Origin of the sequence: uncultured Aquincola sp., assembly GCF_964001545.1 — a bacterium.
In the GTDB taxonomy this organism is placed as follows: Bacteria; Pseudomonadota; Gammaproteobacteria; order Burkholderiales; family Burkholderiaceae_C; genus Aquincola.
On sequence record NZ_CAXFDV010000747.1, the window covers coordinates 1 to 10,567 of the forward strand.

General features: G+C 68.7%; 13 protein-coding genes. 6 read left to right on the plus strand and 7 right to left on the minus strand.

Going from position 1 to position 10,567, the window contains the following annotated elements; genetic code table 11:
- On the plus strand, window positions 1-413 hold a 413-nt coding region (locus ABNT58_RS26170), incomplete at its 5' end, for a DUF4142 domain-containing protein (protein WP_348756308.1).
- 79 nt (window positions 414-492) lie between these two features.
- Here the strand turns inward: ABNT58_RS26170 and ABNT58_RS26175 are convergent.
- From ABNT58_RS26175 to ABNT58_RS26190, 4 genes are all read right to left on the minus strand, one after another.
- On the minus strand, window positions 493-1,011 hold the full coding sequence (locus tag ABNT58_RS26175; protein WP_348756309.1) for a hemerythrin domain-containing protein: 519 nt from the start codon (window positions 1,009-1,011) through the stop codon (window positions 493-495).
- Window positions 1,012-1,193: 182 nt separating this feature from the next.
- Window positions 1,194-1,769 (minus strand): hypothetical protein, encoded by a 576-nt coding sequence (locus ABNT58_RS26180; RefSeq protein ID WP_348756310.1) that lies wholly within the window; start codon window positions 1,767-1,769, stop codon window positions 1,194-1,196.
- Window positions 1,766-2,197: a phage holin family protein gene (locus ABNT58_RS26185; protein ID WP_348756311.1), complete on the minus strand. Its 432-nt coding sequence runs from the start codon at window positions 2,195-2,197 to the stop codon at window positions 1,766-1,768. The genes ABNT58_RS26180 and ABNT58_RS26185 overlap by 4 nt, the downstream gene beginning before the upstream one ends.
- A gap of 132 nt (window positions 2,198-2,329) precedes the next feature.
- Window positions 2,330-2,542 (minus strand): hypothetical protein, encoded by a 213-nt coding sequence (locus ABNT58_RS26190; RefSeq protein WP_348756312.1) that lies wholly within the window; start codon window positions 2,540-2,542, stop codon window positions 2,330-2,332.
- A gap of 145 nt (window positions 2,543-2,687) precedes the next feature.
- Between ABNT58_RS26190 and ABNT58_RS26195 the strand changes: the two genes are divergently transcribed.
- On the plus strand, window positions 2,688-3,599 hold the full coding sequence (locus ABNT58_RS26195; RefSeq protein WP_348756313.1) for a manganese catalase family protein: 912 nt from the start codon (window positions 2,688-2,690) through the stop codon (window positions 3,597-3,599).
- A gap of 71 nt (window positions 3,600-3,670) precedes the next feature.
- Window positions 3,671-4,132 (plus strand): CBS domain-containing protein, encoded by a 462-nt coding sequence (locus ABNT58_RS26200; protein WP_348756314.1) that lies wholly within the window; start codon window positions 3,671-3,673, stop codon window positions 4,130-4,132.
- On the opposite strand, the gene ABNT58_RS26205 is transcribed toward ABNT58_RS26200, so the two are convergent.
- Both ABNT58_RS26205 and ABNT58_RS26210 read right to left on the minus strand, forming a co-directional pair.
- Window positions 4,129-5,604, minus strand: a complete 1,476-nt coding sequence (locus ABNT58_RS26205) for an ATP-binding protein (protein ID WP_348756315.1) — start codon at window positions 5,602-5,604, stop codon at window positions 4,129-4,131. The two genes, ABNT58_RS26200 and ABNT58_RS26205, sit on opposite strands and share 4 nt — an antisense overlap.
- A 99-nt stretch (window positions 5,605-5,703) precedes the next feature.
- A complete protein-coding gene (locus ABNT58_RS26210) occupies window positions 5,704-7,035 on the minus strand; it encodes a cytochrome P450 (RefSeq protein ID WP_348756316.1) in 1,332 nt (443 codons plus the stop codon).
- Window positions 7,036-7,173: 138 nt separating this feature from the next.
- Between ABNT58_RS26210 and ABNT58_RS26215 the strand changes: the two genes are divergently transcribed.
- Genes ABNT58_RS26215 through ABNT58_RS26225 form a run of 3 tightly spaced genes read left to right on the plus strand, consistent with a single transcriptional unit; the run spans window position 7,174 to window position 10,057 of the window.
- Complete coding sequence (locus ABNT58_RS26215; RefSeq protein WP_348756317.1) at window positions 7,174-9,483, plus strand: FdhF/YdeP family oxidoreductase; 2,310 nt, start codon at window positions 7,174-7,176, stop codon at window positions 9,481-9,483.
- A gap of 35 nt (window positions 9,484-9,518) precedes the next feature.
- Window positions 9,519-9,836 carry a VF530 family protein gene (locus ABNT58_RS26220; protein ID WP_348756318.1) on the plus strand — a complete coding sequence of 106 codons (318 nt, stop codon included), beginning with the start codon at window positions 9,519-9,521 and terminating at the stop codon, window positions 9,834-9,836.
- On the plus strand, window positions 9,833-10,057 hold the full coding sequence (locus ABNT58_RS26225; RefSeq protein WP_348756319.1) for a SlyX family protein: 225 nt from the start codon (window positions 9,833-9,835) through the stop codon (window positions 10,055-10,057). Before ABNT58_RS26220 ends, ABNT58_RS26225 begins: the two co-directional genes overlap by 4 nt.
- A 48-nt stretch (window positions 10,058-10,105) precedes the next feature.
- Here the strand turns inward: ABNT58_RS26225 and ABNT58_RS26230 are convergent, their stop codons facing one another.
- Window positions 10,106-10,387, minus strand: coding sequence for a hypothetical protein (locus ABNT58_RS26230; RefSeq protein WP_348756320.1), 282 nt, complete (start codon window positions 10,385-10,387; stop codon window positions 10,106-10,108).
- Window positions 10,388-10,567: the final 180 nt, after the last annotated feature.

The following is a 10,567-nucleotide window of genomic DNA, read 5'->3' on the forward strand; positions in this document are numbered from 1 at the left end:
CGGCGGCCCATGCCTCGGGGCTGTTCGAGGTGGAGGTGGGCCGCATCGGTGCCGAGCGGGCCCAGAACACGTCGGTCAAGGCGCTGGCCGGTCACCTGGTGTCGGAACACAGCGTGGCCAACGATGCCTTGCGCGGCCTGGCGGCGCTGCGGGGCGTGGAGCTGCCCACGCGGGTGTCCGCCGACCGCCAGGCGGAGCTGGACAAGCTCAAGAGCACGCCGGTGCCGCGCTTCGACGAGGCGATGGTGCAGAACGTGGTGATTCCGGCGCACCAGGTCGACATCGAGCGTTTCGAGCGCGCGCAGCAGGACACCAGCGACCCGGAATTGAAGGCTTTCATCCAGCGAACGCTGCCGGTGCTCAAGCAGCACCTGAAGAGCGCGCAGACCTTGCCGCTGCCCGCGAAGGGCTGACCTGACAGCCAGACACGACAAAGGCGGCCGAAGCCGCCTTGTCTAGACAAGTGAAGGCGGGCCCGGCCCGCCTCGCTCGTCAGTGGGCCAGCACGGCCTTTTCTTCCATCAGCTGCTGCTTGCGCGCCTGCAGCTCGGCGCCCACGGCCTTGATGTCGATGCGGCGGCGCATCTTCGGGAACATCTCGTCCTGTTCTTCCTTGACGTGGTGGTCGATGTACTCGCCCAGCACCGTCACCTTGGCGTCGTACAGGTCGTCGTCGGCCGACATGCCTTCGATCTGCGCAATCAGGTCCTTGGCACTGGCGTGCTCGACGGTCGCTTCGTCCACGAGGTCGGCTTCGGGCAGCACGTCGCGGGCGGCCGGGTAAAAGATCTCTTCTTCGATCTGCGCATGCACCGTCAGCATCATGCAGATCTGCCGGGCCAGCGCCTCACGTTCCTGGGCACCCGCTTCGGCCTTCACCAGCTTCTCGTACTTGCGGAAGAGCTTCTTGACTTCCTTGTGGTCGTCGGTCAGCAGGGTGATCGCGTCCGGCGCTTCCTTTTCCTTGCGGGCGGTGGTGGCCTTGGTCGATCGGGCGGTGTTGGTGTTCATCGTCGGCATGGCTTGGGTCCTTGGGGTTGTGCCTGCAGGAACTGCGGCGTTGCGTACAAGGCCTTCAGGCTAACCAAGATGGCGGGTCTTGTGGGGGCCCGAACAAGCGGTCGCGGCGAACCCCCACCCCGGGGTGGGCCGGCGTCTGACAGGCGCCTGCGGCGCCGTGGCAATACGCCGCCTCAATACCTGGGCGGGCGCGGCCGGGTGGCTGCGGTTTCCGCCCGCTCGGCGCGCGCGCTGTTCACCTGCTCGGCCCGCTTGGCCTGCTGGGCGGCCCGCCAATCCATGGCGGTACGGGCCACGCGGAAGATGCGCATCGGCCACCAGCCGCCCGGTGCAAACGCCGATGCGGCGGCGGCCGCAGGCGAGCGGGCGGGCAGCACGAAAGGCGCCAGGATCAGCCCCAGCCGCCCCAGCTGGCCCCACACGCCCGGCCGGTCTTGCGGCGGTACCGGGTGGTCGGCCAGGCCATGGCCATAGCGGTAGGCCGCCTGGCGGGCACGCTCGCGCTCGCGGGCCTTGGCCTTCGGGTCGGGCCGCACGGCCTTGTAGATGCGCCAGCCTGCCCACAGCGAGAGCACGGCGCCCGCGCCGATCAAGGCCACCCGGCCGCCGGAGCGGGCGGCGCTGCGGGTCTGCTGCGTCACCTGGTCCAGGCGCTGCATCACCAGGCGGTCGTGCAGCATCACTTCCCGCTCGGCGCGGCGGATGCGTTCGTCCAGAGACAGGCCGTCCTGTGCTTGGGGGGCGGTCATGAAGACACCTCGGAGGGGTTGTTGGCGTTCTTGACGGTCAGGTGGTGCAGCGTGGCTGGCAGGGCCAGCAGCGGCACCAGGGCCACCGCGCGCCAGGCCAGCACGCCGGCCACCACCACGTTCACCACCGTCACCAGCGCCATCGTCCACACCGGCGACCACTCGGCCACCTGCACCAGCAGCAGCGCGATGGCCACCCACAGCGCGAACCAGCCGGTCAGCGCCACCACGGCGGCCAGCACCAGCAGCGCGATGATCTTGGGCAGCACGTCGCGCGCGCGGCGCAGCTCCAGCGCCAGCAGATTGACGCGGGCGCTGATGGCCGCCGCGCCTTCCTGCAGCAGGCCCTGGATGCCGGCGGGCAGGCCGGCAATGCCGGGCCGCGGGTTGCTGCCTGTCGAGGAGGAGGAGCCGGGGGGTCGGTTCATGCGGTTCTTTCTTGGCGGGTCAGGACTTCGATACAGGTGTTGGCAAACAGGGTGCCGGACCCCCTGCGGGCCCAGCGGTACTTTTGCTGACGATACGTGAACAGGCCGCCTCGCGGGGCAGCCTGCCGCGCATCAGCGCTTGGTGCCGGTGGGGTCGGACTGGCCGATCACCCGCGTCTCGCCGGCCTCGGGTTTGAGGCCGCTGATGCCGCTGCCGCCGCCATCGAAGTCGTCGTTCATGTTCTCGATGGCGGCTTCGCTCTGCTCGCGCTGCTGTTTCGCCGCGTCCTCGGGCTTGGACTTGACCAGCTCATCGGCGCCTTCCTGGCTGGTGGGAATGGGCATGTCGTTTCCTTGGTTCGTTGCAGGTGCAGCACTGCGGCAAACGGGCTGCCGGCCTCGGACCTGCGCACGCGGAACACGCCTTGCCGTGAAGCGGGGTGACCACCGCGCACATCGGTGCGCCAATCCCAACCGCAAAGGAAGTTCTATGTTCGTTCACAACAAGCGCTTGCAATACACCGTCCGCGTCAGCGAAAGCAACCCGGGCTTGGCCAACCTCATGCTGGAACAGTTCGGCGGCCCGCAGGGCGAGCTGGCCGCAGCGTGCCGCTATTTCACGCAATACCTGGGTGAAGACGACCCGGGCCGCAAGGACATGCTGATCGACATCGCCACCGAGGAGCTGAGCCACCTCGAGATCATCGGCACCATCGTCGGCATGCTCAACAAGGGCGCCAAGGGCCGGCTGGCCGAGGCGGTGGAACAAGAGGCCGACATCTACCGCGCCATCACCGGTGCGGGCAACGACTCGCACCTGACGCAGGTGCTGTACGGCGGCGGCCCCCCGCTGACCAACTCGGCCGGCGTGCCCTGGAGCGCGGCCTACATCGACACCATCGGCGAACCCACGGCCGACCTGCGGTCCAACATCGCGGCCGAGTCGCGCGCCAAGATCGTCTATGAGCGCCTGATCGCGCTGACCGACGACCCGGGCGTGAAGGAAGCGCTGGGCTTTCTGATGACGCGCGAGGTGGCGCACCAGAAGAGCTTCGAGAAGGCGCTGTACGCCATCACGCCCAACTTCCCGCCGGGCAAGATGCCGCCGGTGCCCGAGTTCGCGGGCGTGTACTACAACATGTCGCAAGGCGTGGGCGACCTACGCGGGCCGTGGAACAGCGACGAGAACTTCACCTACGTCAGCGACCGCGAGGAGCAGGGCGCGGTCGATGGTGGCGACGGCCAGTTCAGCGTGAAGCTCACGCTGGAAGAGAACGAGGTGGTGCAGCAGATGGCCAAGCGCACGATGTCCGACCCGCAGGCCGACCCCACCACGGGGGCCGAGCTGGGCATGGGTCTGGCGCCGGGCGCCGGCACAGCCAAGGCACCCAGCGGCGAGTAAGGCCGGCGGCAGGGGCACGGCGCTTGCCGCAGCCCCTGCAACGAACCTTCCGTTGCAGCACAAGGCAGAGCATGACAACCACCGTGGCCGAACTGATGACGCGTGGCGTCCATGTGATGGCGCCCGACGACAGCCTGGACCTGGCCGCACGGCTGATGGACGACCTCAACGTGGGCGCGATGCCGGTGTGCCAGGAAGAGATGCTGCTGGGCATCGTCACCGATCGCGACATCGTGGTGCGTGGCATCGCCCGCAACCGCCCGGTGGACCGCACGCCGGTGTCCGACGTGATGAGCGAGCACGTGCGCTTCTGCTTCGACGACCAGCCGGTCAACGAGGTGCTGCCCGAGATGCGCCAGGCCCAGATCCGCCGCCTGCCGGTGCTGGACCGCCAGCGCCGGCTGGTGGGCATGCTGAGCCTGGCCGACCTGGCCACCAAGGCCAGCCCCCAGGCCGCCGCCGCGGTGCTGGCCGCGGTGTCGGAACCCGCGGAGCCCGACCGGCCGGCGATGCCGCAAAGGCGGGTGGCTTAACCGGCCAATTTGGGTGATGTGCTGCGGACGGGTTTGCGACCTGCGGTCGCCACGAGTTGCCGCAGCAAATTGGCGCTCAGGAGGTAGGCGTAGAGACTGGCTGGCTGGAACTGAAAGCTGACGCCCTTGTAGATCAGCTCGCTGTCCGTCACCGTGCGCGAAGTCATCAGGATGGGCTGGCGCAGCAGTGGGTGGCGACCCGCGAAATCCACACAGTTGTCCAGCTCGGCTCTCGCCTTGTACGGCCTGTCGGTCCACTTGACCTCGACCGCCCATTGCGGTCCTTGCGTCTCGCTGGACATGGACACGATGTCGATCTCGCCAGAGTTCCAGCGTGCGTAATACAGATTGGTCGACTGGCTGTGCTGCCACTGGCTGAAGATGGCCGTCTCCGTCAGCGCACCCATGGCGGGCGAATCGGCCTCGACCTGACCGAACAATGCTGCACGCATGGACGGATTGGTCAGATAGACCTTGAAGCACATGGCCCTCTTGAAACGCCGCGCGTTGTTGTCGATACGCTCGACGCGGCGGATCAGAAACGCCGCTTCCAGGTACTCGAGGTAACGCTTGATGGTGTTCTTGGCGACCCCGGAAGAAGCTGACAGGGCTTCCAGGCTGACCTCGTTGCCGGTGTTGTAGGCCAAGGTGGTGAACAGGCGGTTCAACTCCTGGATGTCGTTGATGCCATAAAGGCTGGGCAGATCGCGCAACAGCACCTTGTCGATGATGTCGCTCTTGATGTACTGGCCCGGGTTGGCGCGGATGGTCTCGGAGAAAACGGCCTCCGGGTAGCCGCCGAAGTTCAGGTAATGCACAAACTCGGCGTTCAGTTCCTCGATGTTGCGCGCGGTGTAGGTGATGCGAGTCCCTTGACGCGCTTCGGCTACCAACTCTTCATCACGACCGACAAACTGCAGGTACTCGGCGAAGGTCAGGGGTGGCAACACGTAATCGCTGAACCTGCCAGCCCCGGACTCGTTGCTCTTGAGCCGCAAGGCCGCCGCCGCCGATCCGGTGGCGATGAACTTGCAGTCAGCGTAGGAGTCCACCAGGGACTTGAGGTGAACCTCCCAATTCTTCAGGTACTGGATTTCATCGAAGTACACGAACAGCTTGGCATGCCTGTTGTGCTTGAACTGTTCCTGGAACATCGCCAGGATGCGTTCGAGCGAGAGGCCGGTGTAGATCGGCGTTTCCAGCGACACATACAGGATGCGGTTTGCCTCGACACCGGCGTGCAGCAGCGCGTGGATGCTGTGATAAACCATCACTGTCTTGCCCACACGGCGCGGCCCCATGAGCACCAGCGCCCTGCGAACGGATGAGTCCAGGATGGCAGCCTGGAAGGGCTCGAAGTATTTGCGGCGTGGCGTGTCTTCGAAAGCCACCTTGCCGGTTGAGCCTTCTTCCCACCACGGGTTGTCGAAGGCCAACCTGGAAAGGATGTCTGCCTTGGCGATCTCCAGCACTGTCTTGCTCCGTCACTGTCTCAACAAGAGCAGTGTAGGGCGGTGCGATAACAAGATCAATCGACTGATCTTGTTTTAGCAGGGCGGCTTCGGTGGCCGCTAACGCAGCACCGCCCCCTGCGGCACCAGCACCAGCCGATCGCGCGGCAGCGCGGGCAGGCGGCTCATGTCGATCGACAGGTCCTGCGGTGGCAGCGTGTAGTGCAGCTCATGCAGCAGGAACTGCAGCGTCTGCTTCATCAGGCTCTCGGCGACGCCTTCGCCCGGGCAGCGGTGGTGGTGGCTGGGCTGGCCGCCGCCTTGCGGCACGAAGCTGTAGGGCCGCTGCTCCGGCGGGCCGGTGCGTTCGCTGCCGGGGCGTTCCACCGCCCGCCGGTCGGGCCTGAAGCGCTCGGGCCGGAAGGCGCCGGGCGTCTGCCAGGCGCGGGCATCGTGGTTGGTGCCGTAGAGGTCCAGCAGCACGCGGCGGCCGGCCGGAAACTCGTAGCCGTTCCAGGTGAAGCTGCGCCGCGTGCGCGCCGCCACCGCCGGAAAAAACGGGTAGTAGCGCCGCACCTCGTGGATGAAGCAGGCCATGGCCATCGGCGCGTCTTCGGGCGTGGCTTGCAGCAAGGCCTCGCGCTGGCCGGGCTGCTGGTGCAGCGCATGCGCGGCCAGCACCGCATACACGGCCACCGCCACCGTGGGCCGCAGCAGGTTCAGCAGCTCCACCGCGGCCACCGGGGCCGGCAGCAGCTCGCCGTCGGGGTCGCGGTGGTGGGCGATGCAGGTCAGGGCGGTCTCGTGGGCGGGGGCGCCGGCTTCGCTGCGCACCGCCTCGACCAGGCTGTGCGCCCAGGCGTCGGCCGCATGGCGGGCGCGGCGCGCCTTCAGGTGCGGCAGGCCCAGCGCGCCGGCACCGTCGAACAGCAGGCTCAGCTGGCGTGTGCGCTGTCGCACTTCCGCTTCGGGCAGCGGCACGCCGGCCCAGGTGCACACGGCCCGGGTGAACACCTCGCGCGCGGCGTCGTACAGCACCACCGGCTGCCCCGGCGTCCACCCGGCAGCGGCCCGGCGCCAGGCCTGGCGCACGGTGGCGGCCAGCGCCTGCACCGCGTCGGGCGCGGTCAGGCGCATGAACAAGGCCTTGCGGTGGCGGTGGCGCTCGCCGTCCAGGCCTTGGACACCCCCTTCGCCGAACAGCGTGGCGCGCAGCGCCTCGGGCGCGGCGCCGCTGCGGGCAAAACGGTCACCGTCGTAGAAAAGGCGTGCCGCCTCGGGCCCGGTGAGGCACAGCGTGGGCCGCAGCAGCAGCCGGGCCTCGAACACGTCGCTGCCATGCTCGCGGCAGCGGGTGGCAATGAAGCGGTAGGGGTCGGCCAGCAACGCAAGGCTGCTGTCCACCTGCGGGTCGCGCGGAATCGGCCGCGGCGGGGCGATGGAAGTGGTCATGGCGGCGTTGATGACAAGGTGCAGCCTGAGGGCAATCGCAGCGCCTGCCTGCGCCGACGGGGGTGCAGGCCGACGTCCCGTGTGTTTGCGTTGCAGGTGCGGCGCTTGCCCACAGCGTGGCAACACGAAAGGCCGCGCATGAACGACGACATCGAGATCAAGCCCTACGAAGGTCCTGTGGGCGGTTGGGGGTCGATGACTTCCATCGCCCACCGTGTGCGGGACGATGCGGCCGCCAGCGCGCTGCCCGAGCTGCTGCGGCAGAACAAGCCCGACGGCTTTGCCTGTACATCCTGCGCGTGGGCCAAGCCGGCCAAGGCGCACACGGCCGAGTTCTGCGAGAACGGCGCCAAGGCCACCTTCGCGGAGTTGACGCGCCGCCGCGTGGGCGCCGAGTTCTTCGCCAGCCACACCGTGAGCGAGCTGCGCGGCTGGCCCGACCAGGCGCTGGAACATGAAGGCCGGCTGACCGAACCGCTGCGTTACGACGCGGCGCAGGACCGCTACGTGCCCGTGGCCTGGGACCAGGCCTTTGCCGAGATCGGCCGCCAGCTGCAGGCGCTGCGGGCCGACGACCCGGACTCGGTGGTGTTCTACAGCTCGGGCCGCGCGTCGCTGGAAACCTCGTACCTGTGGCAGCTGTTCGCGCGCCTGTATGGCAACAACAACCTGCCCGACAGCTCCAACATGTGCCACGAGAGCACTTCGGTGGGCCTGAAGGCCGCGTTGGGTCAGCCCGTGGGCACGGTACGGCTGGAAGACTTCGACAAGACCGACTGCCTGTTCTTCTTCGGCCAGAACGTGGGCAGCAACAGCCCGCGCATGCTGCATCCCTTGCAGGAAGCCAGCGAGCGTGGCGTGCCCATCATCGTCTTCAACCCGCTGCACGAGCGCGGGCTGGAGGAGTTCACCAACCCGCAGCGGCCGCTGCAGATGGCCACGCGTTCGACCACCCGCATCGCCTCGCGCTACCACGCGGTGCGGCCGGGCGGCGACATCGCGGCCATCACCGGCCTGTGCAAGGCGCTGCTGGCGCTGGACGACGAAGCCCGGGCCGCCGGCCGGCCCCGGGTGCTGGACGCGGACTTCATCGCGCAGCACACCCAGGGCTTCGACGACTTCGCCGCCTTCGTGCGCGCGCAGACCTGGGAAGACATCGAAACCGTGAGCGGACTGCAGCGCGCCGCGCTGACCGAGAGTGCGCAGATCTATGCCAAGGCCACCGCCACCATCGGCGTGTACGGCATGGGCCTGACCCAGCATGAGCTGGGTGTGGACAACGTGCACATGCTGGTCAACCTGCTGCTGATGCGCGGCAACATCGGCCGCCCCGGCGCCGGCGCCTGCCCGGTGCGTGGCCACTCCAACGTGCAGGGCCAGCGCACCGTGGGCATTGCCGAGAAGCCCGAGCTGGTACCGCTGGACGTGCTGGCGCAGCAATACGGCTTCGAGCCGCCGCGCCACAAGGGCATGAACACGGTGGAAGCCTGCGAAGGTGTGCTCAGCGGCAAGGTCAAGGCGTTTCTGGGCCTGGGCGGCAACTTCGTGCGGGCGGTGCCCGACCACCGCGTGATGGAGCCCGCCTGGCAGCAGCTGCCGCTGACGGTGCACGTGGCCACCAAGCTCAACCGCAGTCACCTGCTGCCCGGCCGCAGCAGCTGGCTGCTGCCTTGCCTGGGCCGCATCGAGCGCGACCTGCAGGCCGGCGGCGTGCAGACGGTGAGCGTGGAAGACAGCACCGCCTGCATCCATGCCTCACGCGGGCAGCATGCGCCGGCCAGCGAACACCTGCTGTCGGAGACCGCCATCGTGGCCGGCCTGGCACAGGCCACGCTGCCGCCCAACCCCCAAGTGGACTGGGCCGGCTGGGTGGCCGACTACGCCCGCATCCGCGATGCGATCGAGGCCACGTACCCCGAGCAGTTTGCGCAGTTCAACCAGCGCATGCACCAGCCCGGCGGCTTTGCGCGGCCGCTGCCGGCCGTGCAGCGGCAATGGAAGACGCCCAGCGGCAAGGCCGAGTTCAAGGCCCCGGCGCGGCTGGATGCGGCCTTTGCCGGCGATGGCGGCGGCGACGTGCTGCGCCTGGTCACGCTGCGCAGCAACGACCAGTTCAACACCACGGTGTACGGCTACGACGACCGGCTGCGCGGCATCCAGGGTACACGCGACGTGTTGCTGATGAACCGCGACGACATGCGCCGCCTGGGCGTGGCCGATGGCAGCACCGTGACACTGGCCTGCGCCGCCGCCGATACTGGCCCCACGCCGCCCGGCGTGCTGCGCGAAGTACCCGGCCTGCGCGTGGTGGCCTACGACCTGCCGCCCGGCTGCTGCGCCGGCTACTACCCCGAGTGCAACCCGGTGGCGCCGCTGCAGCACTACGCGCGCGAGAGCAAGGTGCCGGCCGTCAAGTCGGTGCCGGTGCGGGTGAAGCAGCCGGCCTGAACGCGGCGCCCCCGCGGTGGGATACTGCCGCCCCCATGGTCACGCCACCCGACACCCCCGCCAGCGCACCCGCGCCAGTGCCCCAAGAGCAGCCGCCGCAGCAACCCAAGCAGCAGCCGCGCAACCCGCTTCACGGCCTGACGCTGGAAGCCATCGTCACCGCGCTGGTGGCGCACTACGGCTGGCCGGGCCTGGCGCAGCGGGTGCCGCTGCGCTGCTTCAGCACCGACCCCAGCGTGGCTTCCAGCCTCAAGCTGCTGCGCAAGACGCCCTGGGCGCGCGAGAAGGTGGAAGGCCTGTACCTGTACATGCTGCGTGAGCAGCGCCGCGGCGACAAGCCGGCCACCCGATGAGCGACACCCTGCCCGACGAGGCCGACCGCCGCCTGACCGAGCTGGAAATCAAGGCCAGCTACGCCGAAGACCTGCTGGACCGGCTCAATGAGGTGGTGGTGCGCCAGCAGGCGCGGATCGACCTGCTGCTGCGCGAAGTGGCCCAGCTGCGCCGCGAGCAGCCCGACGGCGATGTGCGTGTGGTGCGCAGCCTGCGCGACGAACTGCCGCCGCATTACTGAGGCGGGAAGGGCGCTCACCGGCGCGGCGACGCACCCCGGCGGCGCTGTTCAGCGGTGGTCTTCCAGCAGGCCGGCTGCGGCCAGGCCGATGCGCAGCGAAGACAGGTGGTTGCGCAGGTTGTCGTCGCCGGCTTCACCCGCCTGGGCCACCGCGTCCATCTCGCCCAGCAGCCGCTGCAGCGCCGCCAGAGCCACGCCCTGGCGCACGGTGGGGTCTTGCTCGTAGCGGCTGCTGCACCAGTCGATGCGGGCCTGCAGCCGGGCCTGCCAGGCCCGCAGCACCGCGCTCTGCGCGCCGGGAGACTCTTCGATCAAACGCCAGCAAAACATGGCGCCGAGGTTAGCCGCCACAGCGCCAGCGCTGCGAGCGGAAATCGCTGTGATTGTTGACCTCTCTTTGGCCTTGTCACGGGCCGCCGCCGCGCTGCCGCGGTGCCAAATGCAACAGCCGGCTACCGGGTGGAACCGGTGGCCGCCGCGGTAGTCTCTCGGGGCTGTCGTTGTCAAGGA